Annotated in this window: 20 protein-coding genes, 3 tRNA genes and 1 pseudogene; 5 read left to right on the top strand and 19 right to left on the bottom strand. The window is 37.6% G+C overall.

Annotation, left to right across the window (positions count from 1 at the left end; genetic code table 11):
* The 3 genes and pseudogenes from ACFINY_RS01170 to ACFINY_RS01160 form a co-directional block, all read right to left on the bottom strand.
* A pseudogene (locus tag ACFINY_RS01170) lies at positions 1–76 on the bottom strand (elongation factor Tu); the annotation flags it as partial.
* 181 nt (positions 77–257) lie between these two features.
* A tRNA-Gly gene (locus ACFINY_RS01165) sits at positions 258–331 on the bottom strand.
* A 31-nt stretch (positions 332–362) separates the two neighbouring features.
* Positions 363–446, bottom strand: a tRNA-Tyr gene (locus tag ACFINY_RS01160).
* A gap of 205 nt (positions 447–651) precedes the next feature.
* Here ACFINY_RS01160 and ACFINY_RS01155 point away from each other — a divergent pair.
* Positions 652–1,482 carry a TrmH family RNA methyltransferase gene (locus ACFINY_RS01155; protein WP_375611289.1) on the top strand — a complete coding sequence of 277 codons (831 nt, stop codon included), beginning with the start codon at positions 652–654 and terminating at the stop codon, positions 1,480–1,482.
* On the opposite strand, the gene ACFINY_RS01150 is transcribed toward ACFINY_RS01155, so the two are convergent.
* The 6 genes from ACFINY_RS01150 to ACFINY_RS01125 all read right to left on the bottom strand — a co-directional run bounded on the left by ACFINY_RS01150 (position 1,479) and on the right by ACFINY_RS01125 (position 7,456).
* Positions 1,479–2,210, bottom strand: coding sequence for a rhomboid family intramembrane serine protease (locus ACFINY_RS01150; RefSeq protein ID WP_375611288.1), 732 nt, complete (start codon positions 2,208–2,210; stop codon positions 1,479–1,481). The two genes, ACFINY_RS01155 and ACFINY_RS01150, sit on opposite strands and share 4 nt — an antisense overlap.
* An 875-nt stretch (positions 2,211–3,085) precedes the next feature.
* Positions 3,086–3,511, bottom strand: a complete 426-nt coding sequence (locus tag ACFINY_RS01145; protein ID WP_375611302.1) for a DUF2155 domain-containing protein — start codon at positions 3,509–3,511, stop codon at positions 3,086–3,088.
* Positions 3,512–3,600: 89 nt separating this feature from the next.
* Complete coding sequence (locus tag ACFINY_RS01140; protein ID WP_375611287.1) at positions 3,601–3,999, bottom strand: NADH:ubiquinone oxidoreductase subunit NDUFA12; 399 nt, start codon at positions 3,997–3,999, stop codon at positions 3,601–3,603.
* Between the two features lie 181 nt (positions 4,000–4,180).
* Positions 4,181–5,680, bottom strand: a complete 1,500-nt coding sequence (gene gatB, locus ACFINY_RS01135; protein WP_375611286.1) for an Asp-tRNA(Asn)/Glu-tRNA(Gln) amidotransferase subunit GatB — start codon at positions 5,678–5,680, stop codon at positions 4,181–4,183.
* A gap of 130 nt (positions 5,681–5,810) precedes the next feature.
* On the bottom strand, positions 5,811–7,238 hold the full coding sequence (tig, locus tag ACFINY_RS01130; RefSeq protein ID WP_375611285.1) for a trigger factor: 1,428 nt from the start codon (positions 7,236–7,238) through the stop codon (positions 5,811–5,813).
* A gap of 135 nt (positions 7,239–7,373) precedes the next feature.
* Positions 7,374–7,456, bottom strand: a tRNA-Leu gene (locus tag ACFINY_RS01125).
* 134 nt (positions 7,457–7,590) lie between these two features.
* On the opposite strand from ACFINY_RS01125, the gene trmFO reads away from it, so the two are divergent.
* A complete protein-coding gene (trmFO, locus tag ACFINY_RS01120; RefSeq protein WP_375611284.1) occupies positions 7,591–9,003 on the top strand; it encodes a methylenetetrahydrofolate--tRNA-(uracil(54)-C(5))-methyltransferase (FADH(2)-oxidizing) TrmFO in 1,413 nt (470 codons plus the stop codon).
* A 1,056-nt stretch (positions 9,004–10,059) separates the two neighbouring features.
* Here the strand turns inward: trmFO and ACFINY_RS01115 are convergent.
* The 8 genes from ACFINY_RS01115 to ACFINY_RS01080 form a co-directional block, all read right to left on the bottom strand.
* Positions 10,060–10,338 carry an HU family DNA-binding protein gene (locus ACFINY_RS01115; protein WP_375611283.1) on the bottom strand — a complete coding sequence of 93 codons (279 nt, stop codon included), beginning with the start codon at positions 10,336–10,338 and terminating at the stop codon, positions 10,060–10,062.
* Positions 10,339–10,567: 229 nt separating this feature from the next.
* Positions 10,568–12,994, bottom strand: a complete 2,427-nt coding sequence (lon, locus tag ACFINY_RS01110) for an endopeptidase La (protein ID WP_375611282.1) — start codon at positions 12,992–12,994, stop codon at positions 10,568–10,570.
* 183 nt (positions 12,995–13,177) lie between these two features.
* Positions 13,178–14,452: an ATP-dependent Clp protease ATP-binding subunit ClpX gene (gene clpX / locus ACFINY_RS01105; protein WP_273723371.1), complete on the bottom strand. Its 1,275-nt coding sequence runs from the start codon at positions 14,450–14,452 to the stop codon at positions 13,178–13,180.
* A 182-nt stretch (positions 14,453–14,634) separates the two neighbouring features.
* Positions 14,635–15,267 (bottom strand): ATP-dependent Clp endopeptidase proteolytic subunit ClpP, encoded by a 633-nt coding sequence (gene clpP / locus ACFINY_RS01100; RefSeq protein WP_375611281.1) that lies wholly within the window; start codon positions 15,265–15,267, stop codon positions 14,635–14,637.
* A 147-nt stretch (positions 15,268–15,414) separates the two neighbouring features.
* Positions 15,415–16,224 carry a hypothetical protein gene (locus ACFINY_RS01095; RefSeq protein ID WP_375630199.1) on the bottom strand — a complete coding sequence of 270 codons (810 nt, stop codon included), beginning with the start codon at positions 16,222–16,224 and terminating at the stop codon, positions 15,415–15,417.
* A gap of 10 nt (positions 16,225–16,234) precedes the next feature.
* Positions 16,235–17,611: a Trk system potassium transporter TrkA gene (trkA, locus tag ACFINY_RS01090; RefSeq protein ID WP_375611279.1), complete on the bottom strand. Its 1,377-nt coding sequence runs from the start codon at positions 17,609–17,611 to the stop codon at positions 16,235–16,237.
* 4 nt (positions 17,612–17,615) lie between these two features.
* Positions 17,616–18,974 carry a sigma-54-dependent transcriptional regulator gene (locus tag ACFINY_RS01085; RefSeq protein ID WP_375611278.1) on the bottom strand — a complete coding sequence of 453 codons (1,359 nt, stop codon included), beginning with the start codon at positions 18,972–18,974 and terminating at the stop codon, positions 17,616–17,618.
* Between the two features lies 1 nt (position 18,975).
* Positions 18,976–21,243: an ATP-binding protein gene (locus ACFINY_RS01080; protein ID WP_375630198.1), complete on the bottom strand. Its 2,268-nt coding sequence runs from the start codon at positions 21,241–21,243 to the stop codon at positions 18,976–18,978.
* A gap of 172 nt (positions 21,244–21,415) precedes the next feature.
* On the opposite strand from ACFINY_RS01080, the gene rirA reads away from it, so the two are divergent.
* The 3 genes from rirA to ACFINY_RS01065 are packed head-to-tail and all read left to right on the top strand — an operon-like array spanning position 21,416 to position 23,559.
* Complete coding sequence (rirA, locus tag ACFINY_RS01075; protein ID WP_375611276.1) at positions 21,416–21,859, top strand: iron-responsive transcriptional regulator RirA; 444 nt, start codon at positions 21,416–21,418, stop codon at positions 21,857–21,859.
* A gap of 24 nt (positions 21,860–21,883) precedes the next feature.
* Positions 21,884–23,074 (top strand): bifunctional 2-C-methyl-D-erythritol 4-phosphate cytidylyltransferase/2-C-methyl-D-erythritol 2,4-cyclodiphosphate synthase, encoded by a 1,191-nt coding sequence (locus ACFINY_RS01070; protein ID WP_375611301.1) that lies wholly within the window; start codon positions 21,884–21,886, stop codon positions 23,072–23,074.
* Entirely contained in the window at positions 23,071–23,559 is a 489-nt protein-coding gene (locus tag ACFINY_RS01065; RefSeq protein ID WP_375611275.1) for a CinA family protein, read from the top strand. Before ACFINY_RS01070 ends, ACFINY_RS01065 begins: the two co-directional genes overlap by 4 nt.
* Before the next feature lie 597 nt (positions 23,560–24,156).
* Here ACFINY_RS01065 and ACFINY_RS01060 read toward each other — a convergent pair.
* Both ACFINY_RS01060 and lipA read right to left on the bottom strand, forming a co-directional pair.
* On the bottom strand, positions 24,157–24,618 hold the full coding sequence (locus ACFINY_RS01060; RefSeq protein ID WP_375611274.1) for a type II toxin-antitoxin system RatA family toxin: 462 nt from the start codon (positions 24,616–24,618) through the stop codon (positions 24,157–24,159).
* Between the two features lie 2 nt (positions 24,619–24,620).
* Entirely contained in the window at positions 24,621–25,583 is a 963-nt protein-coding gene (gene lipA / locus ACFINY_RS01055) for a lipoyl synthase (protein WP_375611273.1), read from the bottom strand.
* Positions 25,584–25,646 lie beyond the last annotated feature (63 nt).

Here is a 25,646-nt window from a genome sequence, read left to right as displayed (position 1 = left end):
TCTTCCCATGATCAACGTGACCAATCGTACCAATATTAACATGCGGTTTTGTTCGTTCAAACTTGCTCTTCGCCATTGCTATTAATCTCTTGTTTTATTCCCTATTTTTATTAGCACCTAGGGACAGTTCTGCAAAATTTAAGTCTGACCAGACTGTAAACAGCCCAATCACCACAACTCTTAGACGGAAAACCCCACCAAATTTATAAATGGAATATCCTCCATCATACCTATTTGCCCAATCATTAACAACCATTTGGAGCGGGTAGCGGGAATCGAACCCGCATATTCAGCTTGGAAGGCTGCTGCTCTACCATTGAGCTATACCCGCATGACCCACGTACTAACTCTCCTTCGATGAATGGTGGAGGGGGTTGGATTCGAACCAACGTAGCATACGCAACGGATTTACAGTCCGCCCCCTTTAACCACTCGGGCACCCCTCCATTACACCGATAAAGTCGCGCAATGAGACATCACGACAACCACCTTGAATACCCATTCAATTCAATCTGATTGCGAAGTGGTTATGACGATTACTATTGTATCTGTCAACAGAATAAATACAATTCTGTACAAATTTCCTGCTCATAATTTTAAATCATAGATTTTTTCTCTCTATTTTTCTTATTAATACGTTATAAAGAAGCTATGAAAGAAAAAACATCACAAAATTCTCATTATGCTCGTTTGCGTCGCCGATATCGCGATATAAAAGGCTCTCCTTCTCGATTTTTTACACACCCAAAGAAGAAAGCTGCTTCTTTACAGCAAGAGATCATCCATCTTTATGGCATTCATTCTGTTCAGGCTGCTTTAGAAAACCCAAAAAGAATTTTAAAATGTCTTTACGTTACACAAAATGCCTTAAAACGATTAAATATATCCGAATCAGATTATCCTTGCTCTGTTACATTATGCACCCCCAAATATCTTGATTCGCTTGTTGGAAGTGAGGCTGTTCATCAAGGTATTGTTTTGGAAACTCTCCCCCTCAAACCATGCAAACTGTCGGAACTAACCAATACTGATCTGGTCATTGTCATGGATCAAATTACCGATCCACATAATGTTGGCGCTATTATGCGCTCTGCAGTTGCATTGAAAGCTAAAGCACTTATTACAACTTGCCGTCACTCTCCCCACGAAAGCGGTGTTCTTGCGAAAGCGGCATCTGGAGCTCTGGAAATGATTCATTATATTACCGTACGAAACCTTGCTGAAGCTCTTCAAGAACTTCATCAAACAGGTTTTACAAGCTTTGGTCTCGATTCAGAAGGTGACCAACCTCTAGAAACAGCATTAACAGGGAATAAAATTGCTCTTGTTTTAGGAGCAGAAGGTAAAGGTTTACGTAAAAAAACACGCGAAACCGTTTGCGCTTTAACACGCCTTGACATGCCTGGAAATATTAAATCATTAAATGTTTCAAATGCAGCAACAATAGCTCTTTATGTGGCACATCAATATCTTAGATTCTAGTTTTTAATTTTTTGTGAAACATCAAAAAAACCAACCAACAAAAAACCCGCAAAAAACCCGCCAATATGAGCTTCCCATGCTATTGAGATGCCATTTTCTTCAAACAAAATAGAAGAAATACCTATGATCAAATCAGTCGTCAGCCATACACTCATATAAACAAGAACCCCCTTAGAACACAGAGCTTTTTTGACAGATAATAAAGGTCCTAAAAGTTTTTCGTTCTGCGCATTGACAGCTAGATTACCACTAGGAAAACCGTAACGTGCAATAGCACCCATCATTCCAGATACGGAACCTGACGCCCCAATAAGTGATATGGTACTTTCTTGATGAAATGTAAAATAAGTCAAAACAGAAATAACTGCCGTTAACACCCAAAAAATTAAAAAACGTAAAACACCAAAATGCCTTGCTAAAGGAGAGCCGAAAACCAAAAGCCAAACCATATTAAGAGCAACATGTTTAAAACTACTATGCATAAATGAATAACTCACCATGGTATAACAAAATGCTACAGGATCCCTCTTAAACAATGCTGGTATAAATGAAAAAAGCTCAAGACTTTCAACATAAACATGATGAGAAAAAAAATACTGAGAAATGCAATAAAGACAAAAACAAAATGCTATCAAAACAACTATAATAAATGGAACATTCAATAAGGGTTCTTTAGGTTGTTTTGGCAATCGGGAAACATCATTATGTTGGTGACTAGAAACTTTCATTGTATAAAATCTCGTATTTTTTAGAAAATGGGTTATACTTTATACAAAATAAATATACCATTCCCAGTGATGCAGAATCTTCTCAACGCCTCTTCGAAACCCCTTTTTAAATTTTCAATAGCTCTATATGAAAACACGTGTATTTTATACAAAAGATTTTAAAAAGCATGGATATCAAGAATATGATTTACAAACTTAGTGGTATCCTACTTACTTAAATGTGAAGTTACCATGCAATATACAAGAACTTACGAATAGACAAACTCACTTATGAGGTGGTGTATAATAAAAATATATAAACATTATTTTCTTACTAGAAATATATTGATTATTGCATTTTTTAACCAAGCTATACTTCGATTGATAAACTTTAAAGAATCTTAAATCTCAATTTTTCCATTAATATGGCCTGCATTGCTTCTACGCTTTGAACGAAAAACGACATCTCTATGAGAAAAATACCAATACAGCGTTCTCTAGATATAATAATTAGTGTTTCATGATAAATTACTTACTTGATAATCTGTTTCCCACATACATGCAAAAGCGTCAGTTCATCTCTTTAACAAATATAAACAAGCCTTTCATTTCAACCTTTAACAGATATAATTCAAGAACTGTCTCTTATGAAACACTTAAAAAATATGTTGATTCTAATCATGCATCTTTGAATTTAAACAGTTCATGACGGAATTTTTTATTCCTTTTTTAGACAGTGTTATTGACACATCCGCCACTTGTAACGCGCAAGAGAATAGTTTGGATTATTCAATATAAAAAAAATTAAATGAGGTAATCATAGGAATTTGCTATTAAGTTGTAAAATGATAAAGGACCATTATAAATCAATGTATTATAAATAGATAACACACTAATTATTGAAGAGGAAGATCTTGAGCATTCTGCTTGCAATCCTTTAACCACACATCATAAATAGGATGCTCAACAGCGTTCAAACCAGGACTATCTGCAAACATCCATCCTGTAAAAATACGCCGTATTTTTTTATCTAATGTTACTTCATTGACTTCAACAAAACCAGTTGTACGCGTGGGTTCATCTTTAGAGCTCGTATAACACGCACGTGGTGTTACCTGTAATGCGCCGTACTGATAAATTTTACCAAGAGTAACTTCAAAACGTGTGGTCCGTCCCGTGATTTTGTCAAGACCTGCAAAAACAGCAATTCCATTGCTAATACGCTCAGCCCGCACCCCATTATTTAAGGATAAAAACACTAAAATTTCCATAAAAAAAATATAAAAAAAATGCCTCGCCCCTAACAATAAAAAAAATCTCATCATATCAAAATCAATCGCACCTTAAAAAATAATTCTTTTCATAACATAGAGTCAAATAAGACAAAAATACACACGCACATTAAAACATGTTATTTTTTAGGTGACCACGCATCATAATCTTCATGCACACAAGAACGCTCTCCATTGGAGGTGATAGCCCCCTTTGGTCGATAGTTCTCATTTGTTCCTGTCATATTGGCAACATGTGGCTTTTCCCATTCATAAGGATGATAATCCTCTTGTGTTGGTGGACACTCACAGCGATGATGAATCCAGCCATGCCAACCTGGTGGAATAGTAGAGGCCTCAGAATAGTCTTTATAGATAACCCAACGGTGCGGATAACCATCCTTATGAAGTCCTCCTTCATAATATATATTTCCAAATTGATCTTCCCCTATCTGCTTACCTTTGCGCCATGTGAAAAAACGCGTACCAATGGTATTGCCATTCCACCATGTGAAGATTTGCTTAAAAAAACGAGCCATCTGCTATTCCATTCATTTAGTGCGTTCATGAAATTAATCGTTGGAATAAAATTATTAACGATTGAAATTATCGAAAAAGTTACTAGTAAATTCAACTACAATTCCAATTGATAGGTTAACGTGCTATCCTTTAATTTCAAGAAGATATCATATGTATGGCTTCTTCTCCACCCCATAAAATTTAATCTATGCCAAGTTTCATCTTAACCAATTCATTAACAGCTTGGGGATTTGCCTTACCACCTGTTACTTTCATTACCTGTCCAACAAACCAACCAGCTAAAGCAGGTTTGTGCTTTGCTTGCGCAACTTTATCAGAATTATTGGCAACGATCTCATCAACAGCTCTTTCAATAGCCTTTGTATCCGTTACCTGCTTCATATTTCGTTCTTCTACAATTTGGCGTGCATCTCCCCCCTCATTCCAAATAATCTCAAAAAGATCTTTGGCAATTTTTCCAGAAATAACTCCTTCTTTTATAAGATCAATAATGCTTCCCAATTGATTTGGCGATACTGGTGACTCTTCAATCTCACGATTATCTTTATTTAAAGCCCCTAAAAGGTCGTTAATCACCCAATTGGCAACTATTTTTCCATCACGCCCACGCGCTACCTCTTCAAAATAATCAGCAATAGCCTTTTCTGTCACAAGAATGGAAGCATCATACACTGTCAATCCCATTTCCTTAACAAAACGTGCTTTTATAGCGTCAGGCAACTCTGGTAAGTCTGCTGCCAAAGCATCCACAAATGCTTGATCAAATTCTAACGGTAAAAGATCAGGATCAGGAAAATAACGATAGTCATGCGCTTCTTCCTTTGAGCGCATAGAGCGCGTTTCACCTTTAGCGGCATCAAAAAGCCGAGTCTCTTGATCTATGACGCCTCCATCTTCTAAAATTGCGATCTGACGACGCGCTTCATATTCAATTGCTTGACCAATAAAGCGAATAGAATTCACATTTTTAATTTCACAGCGCGTTCCAAAATTTTCACCAGGACGACGAACAGATACATTGACATCTGCACGCATAGAACCTTCATCCATATTGCCATCGCAAGTGCCCAAATAACGAACAATCGTACGCAATTTTGTCATATAGGCTTTGGCTTCATCTGATGAGCGCATATCAGGCTTGGAAACAATTTCCATAAGAGCAACACCAGAACGATTAAGATCTACAAAAGACATTGTTGGATGTTGATCGTGCATCGATTTTCCAGCATCTTGTTCAAGATGCAACCTCTCAATTCCCACTTCAATATCCTCAAATTGGCCATTCGAATCTGGACCAACAGATATAATAATCTTTCCCTCTCCCACAATCGGATAGCGAAATTGAGAAATCTGATACCCCTGCGGTAAATCTGGATAAAAATAGTTTTTGCGATCAAAAACAGATCTTAAATTAATATGCGCCTTTAATCCTAACCCCGTTCGAACCGCTTGACGAACACATTCTTGATTAAGAACAGGTAACATACCTGGCATGGCTGCATCAATAAGTGATACATGACTGTTCGGCTCTGCACCAAATTTTGTTGATGCTCCTGAAAAAAGTTTTGAATTTGATATGATTTGCGCATGAACTTCCATGCCAATGATGACTTCCCAATCACCTGTAACTCCAGAAATAAAACGCTTAGAATCAGGAGTACGCGTATCAATGATGCTCATTGCCAATCCACTACCAATATTTTAAAATTTACTCATGGCTTATCTAAAACCATTCTCTCAGTGTAACCCCAGGACATAAATCTTACAACACAAGCCCGTTTCTATCGGGCTTGTTCTGTTTGCATAAATATTAAGCTTTTTTAGGAGCCTTTTTCTTAGCTGGTTTTTTCTCTGTAGACGTTTCTTTCACTGCAGACTTTTTCTTTGCCGGCTTTTCTTCAGGGATATCTGATTCGTCATATTCTTTCATCAACTCTTCAACCGTCACTTCTTTATCTGTGACTTTTATCTGTGCTAATAAATGATCAATGACCTTTTCTTCAAAAATCGGAGCACGTAGATTTTCAACAGCTTCCGGAGTCTTACGGAAAAAATCCATAATCTCTTTCTCTTGTCCAGGATACTGGCGAACCTGATCAAAAACTGCTGCTTTTAGCTCATCCTCACTAACTTTAACACCAACCTTCATTCCAATTTCAGAAAGCACCAAACCAAGACGAACACGACGCTGCGCAAGGACACGATATTCCTCCCGTGCCTTTTCTTCTGTAATACCTTCATCTTCAAAACTGCGCCCAGCCTTTTTCAAATCATCATTAACCTGAGCCCATATACTGTTAAACTCAACCTCTAAAAGTTCTTCAGGAATCTCAAAATTATAATCAGCATCTAAAGCATCAAGAATTTGACGCTTAACTTTTTGACGTGTCACTGAACCATATTGGCTTTCAATCTGCCCACGAACGACCTCACGTAAGCGATCTAGAGACTCTAAACCAACTTTTTGCGCTGCTTCATCATCAATTTTTAATTCATCTGGTTTAAAGACAGCTTTGACAGTAATGTCAAACTCTGCTTCCCGTCCCGCCAAATGTGCCGCACTGTAATTATCAGGAAATTTAACAAAAATCGTTTTTACATCCCCAGCTTTCACACCAACCAATTGCTCTTCAAAACCAGGAATAAATTGTTTTGCCCCAAGAATCAGTTGTGCATCACTATCTGCCCCACCTTCAAATGGAACGCCTTCAAGCTTACCTTGATAATCTATAGTAATGCGATCACCTTCTTCAGAATTCCCCTCTTTTAGAGAATAATTACGTGTAGAAGAAAGGACGCGATTGACTTGATCATCAATATCCTGTTCAGGAATAATTGCAATTTCACGGATAACCTTAATATGTTCAAAATCTTTAATGTCAATTTTTGGTAAAACTTCATACTTTAAACTAAAAGTAAAATCAGCTTTGCCATCTAGAATTTTTTCATCTTCATCTATATCAATTTTTGGCTGCATCGCTGCACGTTCATTGCGGTCCGCTAAAATAGAACGGGGTGCATCACTGAGTATCTCATTGAGAATCTCCGCCATAAAGGATTTACCATACATTTTTCGCAAATGCCCACTAGGCACTTTACCGGGACGAAAACCATTAAGCTTGATTTTTCCCTTGGTATCATCCAATCGTTCATTCAACTTTTCTTCTAAATCTTTCGCTGGAACCACGATCTTAATTTCGCGCTTCAGTCCTTCATTAAGCGTCTCGGTAACCTGCATTAAACACCTTCATTTTTCTAAGGAGAGGGATCAACCCACTCTAATAATCATTACATTCTAACACTTCGAGTGTTACATTTACCATGAAGCGGAATTTCAGACACGTAGAAATCCGTAGCACTTAAGGGATTGCTTTGGTGCGGATGGAGGGACTCGAACCCCCACGGTCTCCCGCCAGAACCTAAATCTGGTGCGTCTACCAATTTCGCCACATCCGCTCAAACTTACAAGCTAATAACCTTATACAAGCGGCGTTTCTATACCATTAATTACAGAAAAAAAGCAAACAAATATATTAAAAAAAACAAAATCTATGCTTTTCATACATAACTGCTTACGCTAAAAGTCAATTATGTTAAAGACATTTGATATCCCAATTCATATCATCGGTGGCGGTCTTGCGGGGTGTGAAGCAAGCTGGCAAATCGCTCAGTCAGGAATTTCTGTTGTTTTGCATGAAATGCGACCCGAAAAAAAATCAGATGCCCATAAAACCGATAAATTGGCAGAACTGGTTTGTTCAAATTCGTTTCGTTGCGATGATTCATTAACAAATGCCGTAGGACTTTTACATGCTGAAATGCGATTAGCAAAATCGTTAATTATGAAAGCTGCTGATGCCAACAAAGTTCCCGCAGGTAGTGCTCTTGCTGTTGACCGTGATGGATTTTCAAAAACCGTTACGACAGCACTTGAAAACCACCCTCTTATAACAATCAAACGTGAAGAAATTCAAGAAATTCCTAAAGCTTGGAAACATGTTGTCATTGCAACAGGCCCCCTTACATCGCCTGCACTTGCTCAAAAATTACAAGCAATAACCGGTATAAAAGCTCTTTCTTTTTTTGATGCAATTGCACCTATTATCCATACCGACAGTATTGATATCAACATTTGTTGGTATCAGTCTCGCTATGATAAAATTGGTCCTGAGGGAACAGGAAAAGATTATCTTAATTGTCCCCTCAACAAAGAACAATATGAAACATTCGTTGAAGCGTTAAAAAATGCTGAAAAAACAGAGTTTCGTGACTTTGAAAAAACGCCCTATTTTGATGGATGCCTCCCCATTGAAATTATGGCTGAGCGCGGAATTGAAACGTTAAGACATGGTCCTATGAAACCTATGGGCTTAACTAATGCCCATAACCCTACAGTTAAACCCTATGCTGTCGTTCAATTACGCCAAGATAATAAACTTGGAACGCTTTATAATATGGTCGGCTTTCAGACAAAATTGAAATATGGTGAACAAATTCGCATTTTTAGAATGATTCCCGGTCTTGAAAAAGCAGAGTTTGCGCGTCTTGGTGGTCTTCACCGCAATACCTACCTCAACTCGCCAATTATTCTTGATCAAACCCTTCGTTTAAAACAAAAAAAACAACTACGCTTTGCAGGGCAAATTACCGGATGTGAAGGTTATGTAGAATCAGCGGCAATAGGGCTTCTTGCTGGACGTTTTGCTGCTGCCGAATATCATCATATTTCCCCTGACCTACCCCCACAAACTACAGCATTCGGAGCCCTTTTGAATCATATTACAGGGGGACACATCATAGATGAAAAAGCAGAAACACAATCTTTTCAGCCAATGAATATCAATTTCGGACTCTTTCCGCCTATTGCTTCTATTAAACATTCAGGAAAACGCTTACCAAGTAAAGAAAAAAAATTAGTAAAAAAACAAGCCATAACAGCGAGAGCTCTCAATGATTGTACTCAGTGGTTAGCAAATAAAGAATCAAAGAGCTCCTGTTTATAAAAAACACACGATTCGCCTCTCTCCTACTGAATAGATCTTTATAACTCTCGTGAAAAAATCATTCTAAAGCCTTTTAAAGACTGTCTCCCCCAATCAATAAATACTACCCTACGTTTCATCATTTATTCAATTATGTAGATGCTGTAAAATAACTTTTGGCTATAAAAAAACTTTACCGCTATCAATAATTTAATATGATTTAATGACTAAAAACAAAATAATTATATAAACATATTATGAATAATCAAAATAAATAAATGGAGATACACAAGTAATACTGTACTATCTTTATTAATAGTTTTTATATTACGTAATGTATATTATTTTATAAGAGTAATTTTTCTGTTTTTTAACTTCCTCCCTCAAAATTTGTGATGTTCTCTCATTTTAACTCTTGTATGATGAAGGAAAAATACTCGCTTGCATATCACAAGTGAAATAAAGATATGGAAAAAATATTTGTAGGATAGAGCTGGAGCTATCTCTCCCCTCTCAAATGCCAAGAAAAATCCCAATATTAAAAACCAAATCTGAATATCAAAAGATTTTTTTATTTCAGGATCTTATAATAAATCAATAAAATTATCCTCTTGGTGCGTCACAAGAAAGGTTGGCGTATAAGAGTAAAAGAATAAAACTATCCCTTATGCACTCGTCTCAGATATCTGGGGCTAGTCGCAACATTATAGGAACTGAGAAAATAGATAGCAAGGTGGCACCAACATGCACTTTTATTAAGCGTAAATGGTGATATATAATAACTTTTATGGACTTTACAGAGTTTTCCGCTTCATATTATTTACGGATCTTGTTTTGAAATAAATACCGTAACACTTCAGCGTAATAAAAGTTAATATTACATTTTATAAGCCATACCCGCGCTCAATTAATACAGTACAATATTTCATTGAAAAGACTAAAAACAATATATTTCAGCAATACATGAAAATAAAAAATATCGCAAGGATCTCAAAGTTTTATGTGAAAAACAAGCATAACACATGTGTTAAAAAAACCCGTTTATAAATAAATCGGGTTTTTTTAATGTAGCTTAAATTATTTTTTATTAACTGCTTCTTTAAGGCTTTTTCCTGCAGAAAATTTGGGTACAGAACGTGCTGGAATATCGATTTCAGCACCAGTTGAAGGATTACGCCCCTTTGTTGCAGCACGATGAGAAACTTCAAAAGTGCCAAAACCTGGAAGACGAACATCTCCCCCTGAAGCCAAAGCTTCTGTTACAGAAGCCATAAAAGCATCAACAACAGCACCAGCTTGCGCTTTCGAAACACCTGCCTTTTCAGCAACGGAGCTAACGAATTCACTTTTATTCATAAAATATTTCCTTTCCCTATATTACCTGAACATGACTTAATCATGTTATTGGTCAGTTTATTGAAAAGTACAGCAAACAGAAGTCTTATTTTTATCCAAAACATTGTTTTTTTAGCAATAATCACAGTTATTCACGGAATTTTTCACTTTTTCCAACAAAAAACAGAATAATAACCTCAACAACATCTTCTACCACCTAAAAAATGCCGTTATAAATGAGATAAGTGAATCAGTGCGCAATCTGTATTCCTTCACTATCACTGCTCTCTGACCGGATTGGCACAGCCCCTGTAGAGGGTTCTTTCCATTCAATAGTGTCTGGAAAACGAACCAAAGCGTGTTTCAAAACTTCACTCACATGATTTACCGGAATAATTTCCATATTATTTTTGACATCATCAGGAATATCAACCAAATCTTTTGCATTTTCTTCAGGAATAAGTACTTTTTTTATCCCTCCTCGAAGAGCTGCTAAGAGTTTTTCTTTTAATCCACCAATGGGTAAAACGCGTCCACGTAAAGTAATTTCACCAGTCATTGCAATATCTTTATGCACAGCTACTCCTGTAAGGACCGAAACAATTGCTGTCACCATTGCAATCCCAGCCGATGGGCCATCTTTTGGTGTCGCACCCTCTGGAACATGAACATGGATATCGCGTTTTTCAAAAAGTGGAGGTTCAATACCAAAATCAACAGCACGAGAACGTACATAAGATGCTGCCGCTGAAATGGACTCTTTCATAATATCACGTAAATTTCCAGTTACAGTCATCTTCCCTTTGCCGGGCATCATAACTCCTTCAATAGTCAATAACTCTCCACCGACTTCTGTCCACGCAAGACCTGTTACAACACCAACTTGATTTTCTCCTTCAATCTGATTGTAATGATAACGTTTAATACCCAAGAAATCATGAATATTACTTTCTGTAACTTTTACAGATTTTTGATGTGTTTTGAGAATTTTTGTAACGGATTTGCGGGAAATTTTCATGAGTTCACGTTCAAGGTTACGAACGCCTGCCTCACGTGTATAAAACTGAATAATTGACCTTAGTGCGCCATCAGAAATACTGAGTTCTTTTTTAGATAAACAGTGATCTTTTAGTGCCTTTGGTAAAAGATGCTGTTTAACAATTTCCATTTTCTCACATTCAGTATAACCAGCGATACGAATAATTTCCATACGATCCATTAACGGACCTGGAATATTAAGCGTATTGGCAGTTGTGATAAACATGACATCAGAAAGATCATATTCAACTTCCAAATAGTGATCAATGAATGTACCATTTTGTTCAGGATCAAGAACTTCTAATAAAGCGGATGAAGGATCACCACGAAAATCTTGGCCCATTTTATCAATTTCATCAAGCAAGAAAAGCGGATTAGATTTTTTTGCTTTTTTCATAGACTGGATAATTTTTCCAGGCATCGATCCAATATATGTTCGGCGATGTCCACGAATTTCTGCTTCATCTCGGACACCTCCCAATGAGATACGAACATACTCACGTCCCGTTGCCTTTGCAATAGAGCGCGCTAATGATGTTTTCCCTACACCTGGAGGACCTAATAAACAAATAATGGGACCTTTTATCTTTGACGCGCGACTTTGTACGGCCAAATATTCAATAATTCGCTCCTTAACTTTTTCAAGACCAAAATGTTCATTATTCATGACCTTTTCAGCAAAATCTAAATTGTTTTTAATCTTAGATTTTTTACCCCAAGGCATTGCTAATAACCAATCAAGATAGTTACGTACAACTGTCGCTTCTGCAGACATAGGAGACATATTCCGTAATTTTCTCAATTCTGCTCCAGCTTTTTCCTGTGCTTCCTTGGATAGTTTTGTATTCTTGATACGTTCTTCTAATTCAGAGAGTTCATCTCGGCTATCATCACCTGCTCCTAACTCTTTTTGAATAGCCTTCATCTGCTCATTGAGATAATATTCTCGTTGGTTTTTTTCCATTTGCCGTTTAACATGCGAACGAATACGTTTTTCAACCTGCAAAACAGAAATTTCTCCTTCCATGAAGGACAAAACACGTTCAAGACGGGCCCGCACAGGTAAGAGCTCTAATATTTCCTGTTTTTCTGCCAGTTTAATCATCAAATGAGAAGCAATCGTATCGGCAAGCTTAGAAGGATTATCAAGCTGGCCAATCGCATTCACAACTTCAGGAGAGATTTTTTTATTAAGCTTTACATAGTTTTCAAAATAAGTAATCACTGACCTTGAAAGAGCTTCAATCTCAACATCACTCTCTCTAGGTTCTTCTGTAACAGTTGCAAAAGCCTGATGATAACCTTCACTTAAAGAAAATTGACTAATTTTTGCACGTGCAGTTCCTTCAACCAAAACCTTTACAGTACCATCAGGAAGCTTTAAAAGTTGAAGAATATTAGCAAATGTACCAATATGATAAACATCCTCTGATTTTGGATCGTCATCAGAAGCATTTTTTTGTGTCACCAATAGTATTTGCTTATCAACCGCCATCGTTTCTTCAAGAGCACGAATTGATTTTTCGCGGCCCACAAAAAGTGGAACAATCATATGGGGGAAGACAACAATATCACGAAGAGGTAAAACAGCATAAACCCCATCTCTTACTTCATCTGTCTTTTCATCAATATATTGCATAACTCTCCTTTCTGGAGCCTATGAGCTATCTACAACAATTAGCCCACCTTTAGAAAATCTCAGCTCTTCACTGTACATGAAGTGGTAATTACTCATACATAAATCAAGCATTATAATGATATTATTAGAAACACCTATCAAATACCGTTCACTACCACCTTTTATATTGTGCATCGCACAATGTCATGCTGATACATTTTCTTTATCTTCTGCACGTTCTGAGTAAATATAAAGAGGACGCGCTTTACCATCAACGACATCACTCGAAATAACCACTTTTTGAACGCCTTCAAGAGCCGGTAGCTCAAACATCGTCTCAAGAAGGATCTTCTCCATAATAGAACGTAAACCACGAGCACCAGTTTTACGTTCAATTGCTTTCTTTGCAATAACACGTAAAGCATCTTCATGAAATGCTAACTCAACATTCTCCATTTCAAAAAGACGCTGATATTGCTTTACTAACGCATTTTTAGGTTGGGATAAAATTTGCATGAGGGCGTTAACATCTAAATCCTCTAAGGTAGCGACTATAGGAAGCCGCCCAATAAATTCTGGTATTAAACCAAATTTAATAAGATCTTCAGGCTCTAAATCACGAAAAATTTCACCGACACAACGCTCATCCGGAGCCTTAACAGTCGCAGAAAAACCAATAGAAGTTTTTTCACCACGCCCTGAAATAATCCGTTCTAAACCTGCAAAAGCTCCCCCACAAATGAATAAGATGTTTGTGGTGTCAACCTGAAGAAACTCTTGTTGCGGATGCTTACGTCCACCTTGAGGAGGAACAGAAGCAATCGTTCCTTCCATAATTTTTAATAATGCTTGCTGAACTCCTTCCCCCGAAACATCTCTTGTAATAGAAGGATTGTCTGCTTTACGAGAAATCTTATCAACCTCATCAATATAAACAATACCACGCTGCGCACGTTCAACATTATAATCTGCTGCTTGAAGAAGCTTCAAAATAATATTTTCAACATCTTCTCCCACATAACCCGCTTCAGTCAAAGTGGTCGCATCCGCCATCGTAAAAGGCACATCAATAATACGTGCTAATGTTTGTGCAAGATAAGTTTTACCACAACCCGTTGGACCAACAAGAAGAATATTTGATTTAGCCAACTCAATATCATTGCTTTTAGACTGATGCGCCAACCGTTTATAATGATTATGAACAGCAACAGAAAGAACACGCTTTGCATGCTGCTGACCAATAACATAGTCATCAAGAACTGTTATAATTTCCTGTGGCGTAGGAACACCATCACGCACCTTAACCCCAGAAGACTTATTTTCTTCCCGAATAATATCCATGCAAAGCTCTACACATTCATCACAGATAAATACAGTAGGCCCCGCAATGAGCTTACGCACCTCATGCTGACTCTTGCCGCAGAACGAGCAATAGAGAGTATTTTTTGATTCGTTCCCGCTATTGCTAATTTTGCTCATTTTTCTTTCCTTTCACCACAATATATGAACACTTTGCCTTTTCAAAGGAAGCCTTTCATCATGAAAACTAAAAGACATATAGAAAACCATGCATGTCTCAATACTTTTAGGTGTTTCTCTTATTTTGCGATATTTTTTATAAAACTCTTGATTTAAAGTAGCTGTTTTTTCTATAAAAATTCTTAATCTTTTTCTTCTTTTTCAGTTTCTGCACGGTATTGTATAACATCATCAACTAAGCCAAACGCTTTGGCTTCTTCTGCTGTCATAAAATGATCGCGATCGAGAGTTCTCTCTATAACCTCATAATCTTGACTCGTATGTTGAACATAAATTTCATTTAAACGCCGTTTCATCTTTATAATATCTTGCGCATGTCGCTCAATATCTGAAGCTTGACCTTGAAAACCACCAGATGGTTGATGCACCATAATACGTGCGTTTGGCAATGTAAAACGATGACCTTTTGCTCCAGCCGTTAATAATAAAGACCCCATAGATGCCGCTTGCCCCATGCAAAGCGTAGAAACAGGAGGGCGAATAAACTGCATAGTATCATAAATAGCCATACCAGATGTTACGACACCACCTGGAGAATTAATATAAAGACTAATTTCTTTTTTAGGATTTTCCGCTTCCAAAAAAAGCAATTGTGCACAAACAAGCATTGCCATACCATCTTCAACAGGTCCATTAATAAAAATAATCCGTTCCTTTAAAAGACGGGAAAAAATATCATAGGCCCGTTCACCACGATTTGTTTGTTCAATAACCATAGGAACAAGGCTTAATGCTGTTTTCATTGGATCACTCATATTTTTACTTTCCGTTCATATAACAACCGCTCTTTACACATTCAATGTTTTTGTCCATATGTTAACATTACTCTCTTGTGCAAGCTACAATCAAGAGATTGTATAAGATAGATTAAAATCTCAATAGTTAAAATAGCAATAATAACTCTACCTAAACAAATGATGAACATCCGGAATGCGAGATACCGCCCAATGGTAAAAACTTCCTTCCTGAGGTCTTTTCGTGGTCTTTGTCTTTCTGTGAATATGAAAGCCTATCAAGCGTGAATCTGTAAGCGGCTTTACGCCAAAAGCTGGTTCAAAAATACGTTCAGTTTTTCGCCCAGTCCAATAATAAAAAGTTTCCTTTTCCTTTGCTTCATGAAAAAAACCATATCGTTTTGCTAATCGTGAAATACCATCATTGCCAAATATTGTAACGCCAAGATTTCCCGGTAAAATCGGCATTTTTTTCCTCTTTAACCAGAACGGTCTCCAAACACGACGCTTAAACCCAAGCCAATGAGGAATAATTTCTGCACCTGCCCAATAATCCTCAAATATTTTTATAATAGGGTTATTGGGCGGAAAATAAAGTGCAGAAACGCCTACTCTTGTATTATTTTCTCTTGCCAACCAAACCTTATCCGCATCTGGATGAAATTGTTTAACAAGGTAAACATCTGTATCTAACCAAACACCTTGTTGATATTTCATCAGCATAACACGAAAAAAATCCGAGAACTGAACAATTGTACACCCTAGTTTATCATCAGAAAAATCGGGATCAAGGCGATAAATTGCTGAGCGTGGTAAAATTGATTCGGCTTCATACAGCTCAACACCAGCAGGGAGATTATCTATTTTTTTATCATAACTAAAAAGCTTAACGCGCTGTCCAGTTTTAACCATTGAAGACAAACAAAGCCTATCTACCAATCTTAATTGTCCACTATACCAAAAAGTACAAATATCCATAGATAATACATCAAAAATATTCTAAACTTACGCGAAAGAGTTGTTCAACATCACGAACCCTATCAGCAAGAGCAAAAATCACTATTCTATCACCAGACAAAATACGCGTATCTGCCGAAAGCTGTATTATTGTCTTATTGCGATAAATTGCACCAATTCTCAAACCATCTGATAAATTGAGCTCTGATAATGACTTACCAACCAATGAAGATGTTTGCATCACTTCAGCTTCAATAATTTCTGCTCGGCCATTAAAAACTGAATGAACAGAACGAATACGCCCACGGCGCATTTGTTGCAAAATTCTCGATATTGTAACACTATGGGGATTAAGATATGCATCCACACCAACAGCACGACTAAATTCTTGATAGGCAACATTATTAATCAATACCATATTGGCTTTGCAGCCCAATCTTTTAGCAATAATAGCGCTTAAGAGATTAACCTGATCTTGATTGGTCAATGTAATCATTAAATCGGACTGATCAATTCCCGCATCTTGAAGAATCACTGGATCTAACACGTTACCGTATAAAACTGTTGTTTTTTCAAGCTGATCAGCAATTGTGAGGGCTCTTTCTCTATGCGCTTCTATAATCTTCAATTTTAATTTATGAAAACGCTTTTCAATAGCCTGTGCAACATAAAGGCCAATGTGACCACCCCCTGCAATAATCATGCGGTGGGCATCTTGTTCTTTATGACCAAAAAGCCCAACAGCACGACGCATCTGTTCACGAGAAACAACAAGATAGGTTATATCACCAACGCGTAATTGCGTTTCTGAATGTGCAACCAATAATTCCGCGCCACGTTTAATAGCAGTAACCGTCGTATGAAGATCTGGAAAAAGCTCTGTTAATTGACGCAAAGGTGTATTAATAACGGGACAATCTTCCATGCATTCCAAAGCTAGTGCCACAATATCATCATTACAAAAATAAAGAACATCTATTGCACCAGGTAAAGCAATACGGCGCAAAACCATTTCCCCAACTTCAACTTCTGGCGAAATAACCACATCAATGGGAATATTCTCTCTGGAAAAAAGCGTCTTATAACGTGGTTCTAAATAAGATTGTGAGCGAATACGAGCAATTTTTGTGGGCACATTAAATAATGAATGTGCTACTTGGCAAGCTACCATATTAACTTCATCAAACAAAGTGACAGCAATCAACATATCAGCTTTGTCTGCATCTGCAGCCAAAAGAACTTCAGGCCGTGAACCGTGACCAACAAAACCTCTCACATCCAATGTATCGCGAATCTTTTCAATTAATCTCGTTTCAATATCAATAACAGTAACATCGTGATTTTCAGCAGCAAGACGCTCTGCTATCCCATAACCAACCTGTCCTGCTCCACAAATAATAATACGCATCGCTTTAAGAAACTCCAAGCGCTTTAAGTTTACGGTGCAAAGCTGAACGCTCCATGCCTATAAATTCAGCAGTACGTGATATATTTCCACCCAAACGCCCAATCTGCGCCACTAAATATCTCTTTTCAAATAATTCTCGAGCTTCACGTAACGGCAAATCCATTATACTTTCATCTGAATCCATTTGAAGACGTGGCAAAGAATCACTTACTTCACTGGGAAGAAAGTCCGCTGTTATAGGACCATCACCATCCCGCACAAGAATAAGAAGACGCTCAATATTATTACGTAATTGCCGCACATTACCCGGCCAAGCGTGCGTTTGCAAAATAGCAATCACATCATCACTGATTGCACGCGGTTTAATCCCAACCTGCTGTGATATTGTTTTTACAAAATGATGTACAAGTTCTGGAATATCTTCACGACGCGCTGAAAGGGGCGGAACAACAATAGGAACAACGGAAAGACGGTGAAAAAGATCCTCCCTAAAGCGCCCATCAGAAATGAGGTTTTCAAGATTTTGCGCTGTCGAAGAAATGATACGGACATCCACCTTAACACGTTTTGTGCCGCCAATTCTCTCAAATGTTTGCCCCGTTAAAACCCGAAGAATCTTCCCTTGAGTCTCACGCGGCATGTCAGCAATTTCATCAAGATATAAGATACCGCCATGAGCTTCCTCTAAGGCACCAATTTTACGCTCTCTTCCCTCCATTTCGCTGCCAAACAGCTCTATTTCCATTCTTTCCGGAGTAATCGTTGCAGCATTTATTGTAACAAATGGCCCATTCGAACGCGTTGAGAGCGCATGAATAGCTCGTGCAACAGTCTCTTTTCCTGCCCCTGAAGGACCTGTTATCATGATGCGACTATTGGTTGGTGCTACTTTTTCTATGATTTGACGCAAATTTTTTATAACTGTCGATTTTCCGAGCAACTCTAATGTCTCGTTCGAACGCTTTCGCAATTCTAAAAGCTCACGTTTTAAATTTGAATTTTCAAGTGTTCTCTCTGCAACCAATACAAGTCTATCAGCTTTAAAAGGTTTTTCAATGAAATCATATGCCCCTCGCTTTATAGCGGAAACAGCCGTCTCAATATTACCATGACCAGAGATCATAACAACCGGAAGAGCCGGATATTGTGTTTTAATTTCATCAAGCAGTGCTAAACCATCGAGACGACTACCCTGTAGCCAAATATCCAAAAAAATGAGCTTTGGAATACGCTCACTAATTTGAGCCAATGCTTCATCAGAGTTACAAGCAACACGCGTTTCATAACCTTCATCATCTAAAATACCAGCAACAAGCTCACGAATATCTGCTTCATCATCAACAATCAAGATATCTGATACCATACTATTCCCCTATCTTATGATTTATGGCTTGTATAATATTACCCTGCTTACCCCCATCCGCTGGAAATATCAAACGGATCATCGCACCACGACCTTCATAAAAACTCTCCGGTGCATCATGAAGCTCCATGAAACCACCGTGATCTTCAATAACTTTGCGCACAATAGCTAACCCCAGCCCTGTTCCTTTTTCCCGCGTTGTTATATAGGGTTCTAATAACTTTTGTCTTTGCTCTTTAGGAAGTCCTTTCCCGTTATCAACAACATCCACAACCACCCATTCTCCCTGACGATAAGAACGGATAAGAATATGACCGTGAATATTTTCCTCTCGCATAACTGAATCTATGGATTCGCTCGCGTTTTTGATAACATTGCAAAAAGCCTGTACAATGAGACGGTTATCAAATGCACCCATAAGTGGTAGAGTTCCTAAATCTTGCTCAAAATGAATATCATGTCGCGTCACCTCTATCAAGAAACATGCTTCGCGCAACAATTCTCGTATATCTAAAATATGCATTTTGGGTTTGGGCATACGTGCAAAAGAGGAAAACTCATCAACCATACGCCCAATATCTCCAACCTGCCGAATAATTGTGTCAATACACCGCTCAAAGACCTCTCTATCTTGTGTAATAGCTTTGTTATAACGTTTACGAATGCGTTCAGCGGATAACTGAATAGGTGTAAGAGGATTTTTAATTTCGTGTGCAATACGCCGCGCAATATCCGCCCACGCCGCTGTACGTTGCGCTGCAACAAGATCTGTAATATCATCAATTGTTAGAACCCAAGATTGCCCTTGTCCATCATCCTCCTCCATCGTAACTTGGACATTACAGACACGCTCTTTTCCTGCAACGTTTAAAGTGACCTGCTCACGATGGTTTTTACGATCCAATGAACGCACAAACTGAAAAACCTGCCAAATTTCAGCGCTTAAAGATAAAAGACTTTTTCCAACAACGCGCTCTGAGCGAATATCAAACATCGCTTCAATAGACCGATTGATAATGGTGATATCACCATTATCATCTATACCTGCTACTCCCGCTGTTACACCCGATAACACAGCTTCAGAAAAACGCCGTCTTTCATCAATTTGATCACGCACTGCAATCAATTCATTACGCCGACTTTTCAATTCACTGACCATGTAATTAAAAGTTTTGGATAATTGCCCAATATCTCCATCTTTTGCTCGTACTGGCACGAAAATTTCCATATTTCCAGAAGCAACATCATCGGCAGCACTAATGAGAAGACGAATAGGACGTACTAAGCGATCAGCAACAGCAATAGCAGCCCAAATGGCTGATAAGAATAAACTAAAAAAAAGACACAAATAAAGCATACCAAATGCAATCTGTGTCAGCAGGCGATTCTCATTTAAATCACGATAACGATCTGTATTAACTTCCGTCAAACGCAAAGCAGATAAAACACCTTTATCAACGTCACGCACCAAATATAAAAATGTGTTTGGAATATTGGTAAATTTTAAAATAATACCAAAATAATCATGGACGCCTGGTTGAAAAGAAAAAGGTCTCGCACTGGTTGCACGTTCAATAAGATGAGAAGGAGGAATTGGCAGTTTATCTTCATCACCAAGAGCACTCGATACAAAAATAGCTCCACTAGAACTTAACAAAAATGCACCACGCAAATTGCGTCCTAGAGCATGACGCGTCAATTGCATCCTATATTCAGCTGGATTACGTTCTAAGAGTTTTTTGTTATCAAGTGCAAATGCCATCGCGTAGGATAAATTTTTTAAATTTTGGAGCATTTCATCTGCATAAGCATTTGCTAAATCAATAGAAGAGCCCACAATTTGCCGCGTTGTTGTATCAAACCATCGATCAAGTCCCAAATTTAGTGCTGGACCCGATACAAGAGCTACAGCAACAGCTGGCATTGTCGCAACAAGTGCAAACAATGAAATAAGGCGCACATGAAGACGCGATCCTGCACGCCTTGAACGCCAAGCACGAATGATCGGTATCATCTCATAAAAAACGATGACAATAAGCCCTAAAACCCAAAAACTATTAATTCCTATAAGAATAAGGGTTACTGTTCTACTGGGAACAACAGGAGTTAATCCAATAAGAATAATAAATGAAACAGAGGCCGTAAGTAAAGCCAATACAATAATTGTAATCCCTAAAAAAATATATACCTTACTTAAACGATACAACTCATCGTTATAAGTATTTTTATCTATGTCTTGAAGATTCGTCACAGATGTTATATTCGTCATGAGCTTACATACCCTTATCCCATTATTCTCATATAACCTTTTGTAGCAAAAATTGACAATACTAATACTACATTTAAAATAGGCAAATATAGTCAACGAGAAAAAACTTCTACATTTTGCAAAATATCTTTAAAATAGACTGTGTTCGACGATACTTTACGAAGGAAATGAGATGCGATTAACAAAACAAACAAATTATGCTCTTCGAATGCTTATGTATTGTGCAGATAATCAGGGAACTCTCAGTCGTGTTCCAGAAATTGCTAAAGCATATGCCGTTTCAGAGCTTTTTTTATTTAAAATCCTTCAGCTGCTTGTTCAAGCAGGTTTTATACAAACAGTGCGTGGACGCAATGGTGGAGTTAGATTGGCTAAACCCGCAGCAGAAATTTCAGTCGCGGATGTTGTGAAAGTAACAGAAGACAACTTTTCCCTCGCAGAATGTTTCGATACTGCAGAACCAACTTGCCCCTTGTTTGATTTTTGTGGTTTAAATACCGCACTTCAAAAAGCATTAAATGCTTTTTTTGAGGTGTTATCCGTGATATCCCTTGCTGATCTACAACAACCATCCTTTCAAAATCATTTTAAAATTAATGACAAAAAAGCAAACTAAGATTATAATACAAGGAGATTAAGTATTTCTATTGCAGCAATAATATTAGCCGCTGGACGGGGTGAAAGAGCAGGATCTCCCCATAAAATTCCAAAACAATATCGGCTTCTAGGACAAAAGCCAATTATTTATCATACCGTGCATTGTTTTTTGCAGCATCCAGCTATCACAACAATTATTCTTGTTATTCATCCAGAAGATCGTCAAATCTGTGAACAAGCTATTGACGATTTTAAAGAGCGCCTTATTATCGTTGAAGGAGGCAATACACGTCAAATCTCTACCTTATATGGACTTCAGGCACTCAAAAAAATTGCCCCCCAATATGTGCATATTCATGATGGTGCACGCCCTTTTATCGAAAACAAGCTTCTTAATAATATTCACAACACTATCATGCCTCAAGAAGGTGTTCTTCCTGTTCTGCCCATCTCTGATACCCTTAAACGTATAAATAATCAGCATGTTTTAGAAACAATTCCCCGTACCCATCTTTATAGTGCACAAACTCCACAGTGTTTTCCCTTTGAACATATCTTAGCGGCCCATAAACAAGCAAAACAAGCTTGCAAACAAGAATTCACTGACGATTCTGCAATTGCCGAATGGTTTGGAATTCCTATGCGTACCATTCCTGGGGATCCTAACAACATAAAAATTACATGGCATGAAGATTTTAATACTGCACATTTATATCTCCAAAAGAAAATGCAAATATTTCCTGATATTCGTACCGGCAATGGTTATGATGTTCACTCTTTTGAGGATGGTGATTTTCTTATATTATGTGGTATAAAAATCCCTTTTCATAAAAAATTAAATGGACACTCCGATGCGGATGTTGCTCTTCATGCATTAACAGATGCCCTTCTTGCAACTCAAGGTGCTGGAGATATCGGTACACATTTTCCTCCCTCTGATCCTCAATGGAAAAATGTATCATCAGAAATTTTTCTCCGTCATGCTCTTGATATTATAAAACAAGCAGGTGGTCGTATCGCCAATGTTGATATCACAATTATCGCTGAAAATCCTAAAATTAGTCCATATCGTCATGCCATGACAGAAAATCTTATAACAATACTTGCAATAACACCTGATCGAATCTCTATCAAAGCAACAACAAATGAAAGGCTTGGATTTATTGGTCGTGGTGAGGGAATTGCTGCTCTTGCAACAGTGAGCGTCCTTTATTCAGGAGAAATTCCCCAATGACATATCTTTGTGAAAAACACGCACATGAAGTCCTTAATACCTTTCGCCAAAAAGGTTTGCTGTTAACAACTGTAGAGTCTTGTACAGGGGGACTCATTGCTGCATGCCTCACAAATATAGCAGGATCGTCAGATGTTCTCGATTGTGGATTTGTTGTTTATTCAAATGAATCCAAAACACGCCTTGTTGGCGTTTGTGCTGAACTTATAAGAACCTATGGTGCCGTTTCAAAAGAAGTTGCTCTTGCAATGGCTGAGGGTGGATTAAAACATTCACAAGCTGACATTGCAGTTTCTGTAACAGGAATTGCTGGTCCAGGAGGTGCAAGTCTTGATAAACCTGTAGGACTTGTGCATTGCGCAGTTGCTTACAAAAACCACTCTCCCCTGCACAAAGAAATGCACTTTGCTCATCTTAATCGCAATGCTATCCGCCACGCAACTGTTGAAAATGCTTTTAAAATGATTCTGGAATTGCTTCACTGAATTCCCCATACTAATTTCAAAATTCTTTATTCCCCATCGAGTCTATAATCGTCAACATCTTGAAAAAATTTTATTGTATCACAACTTGAAAATGAAAGATCTGAATAGCGTAAAGTTATCTCACTTCAGTCCTGTGTAGATTGAATTAATCAAATTTATTCACTTGCACGCCACAAGAGAAAAAACTGTATAAATAAAATGATTAAAGAAAGAGACACTTGTACTTCTCTCAAGTGCTAAGAGCTGGCACAACATCTTGAGAGATGGCAAATAAATGATACAGGAGGAATTCTTCATAAGTGTACAGATGTAGATTTTATATACTTTTACGAAAATCTATACTATTTATTATGAGCACTATTATGAAATGGGTATGACGCAAGCAGGTTCTATTTGGGCGTTTTGTTTAACGAGTGTGCATCCATTAAAAAAGAGAGAAACAAAAGCATGAAGCTGTGCATCATCTTCATCATTTAAAATGATATTCCTTCAATATGCTTTTGAAAGCTGAATTAAAAACAAATAGTAAAGATGGAAACCGGTTTTCACCTTCACGCTGTTTAAGCAATAGGTATTGTTAAAAAATAACAGAATAGACTATGTTACCGTAGAGCCATAAATCTGATGCGCACGCTTCTCAAAAGCCTCGGTAAATTTACGAAACGCAATATCAAACATTGAGCCCATGACTAATCCAAGCGTTTTACTTTTAAATTCATAATCAATAAAAAACTCTATATTACATGCATTGGTATTTTCAATATCATGAAAGGCCCAACGATTTTCAAGATATTTGAATGGACCATCAATATATTTAACTTCTATAAGACTTTTTTCCGGCTGAAGAAATACTTGAGTCGTAAAAGTTTCACGAATAATCTTATAGCCAACGGTCATATCCGCAAGAAGCAATATTTTTTTTCCATATTCTTTTCGAGAACGTATTATTAAAGACTCACACATTGGTAAAAATTCAGGATAACGCTCAATATCTGAAACCAGATCAAACATTTCACTGGCACTATGGGTGATCTGCCGATGTATTGTAAAAATCGGCATAATTATCTCTGTAAGGAAAATTTTTCATCACGCGCTTTTTGCAAAATGGCAAAATCATCTCCAGCATGATGAGATGAACGCGTTAGAGGATTGGAGGCCATATGTAAAAATCCTTTTACTTTACCAATCTTGGCAAAAGACTCAAATTCTTCAGGAGGCACAAAACGAACAACTGGATGATGTTTTCGTGTAGGCTGCAAATATTGTCCAATTGTCATAAAGTCAACATCAGCAGCGCGCAAATCATCCATCAATTGCAAAACTTCATTTCGCTCCTCCCCGAGGCCAACCATAATTCCCGATTTTGTAAAAATTGTTGGATCAAGTTCTTTAACACGTTGTAACAAACGAATTGAATGAAAATAACGTGCCCCTGGACGGACCTTCAAATATTTAGAAGGAACTGTTTCTAAGTTATGATTAAAAACATCAGGCTTAGCAGCAACAACAACTTCTAAAGCGCCATCCTTATGACGAAAATCAGGTGTAAGAACTTCAATTGTTGTTTTAGGAGTTTTTTGACGAATCGCATAAATAACTTTTGCAAAATGCTCAGCACCACCATCAGCAAGATCATCACGATCAACAGATGTAATGACAACATGTTTTAATTCCATCCTTGCAACAGCATCAGCGACACGTTCTGGCTCATTATCATCAACGGCAAGTGGAATACCTGTTGCAACGTTACAAAAAGCACAAGCACGCGTACATATTTCACCTAAAATCATAAAGCTAGCATGCCTCTGGCTCCAACATTCGCCAATATTAGGACAACCAGCTTCTTCACATACAGTCACTAGCTTATGCGTACGTACAATACCATGTGTTTCCTTATAAATTGGTGATGTTGGCGCTTTTACACGAATCCAATCTGGCTTTTTTTGAACGCTTGTATCAGGACGATGTGCCTTTTCAGGATGACGCAATCGTCTATTTGCAACTCTATCAACAACCGTAACCATTTAAGCCTTTGCCTTATAAATACGAAGTAACAATCAAAAATATAAAATTTTTCATACAATCCA

This window comes from Bartonella sp. AA23NXGY (assembly GCF_042197165.1).
GTDB lineage: Bacteria > Pseudomonadota > Alphaproteobacteria > Rhizobiales > Rhizobiaceae > Bartonella.
The sequence above is the reverse complement of the archived record's forward strand: the minus strand, read 5'-3'. Positions and strand labels throughout refer to the sequence as shown.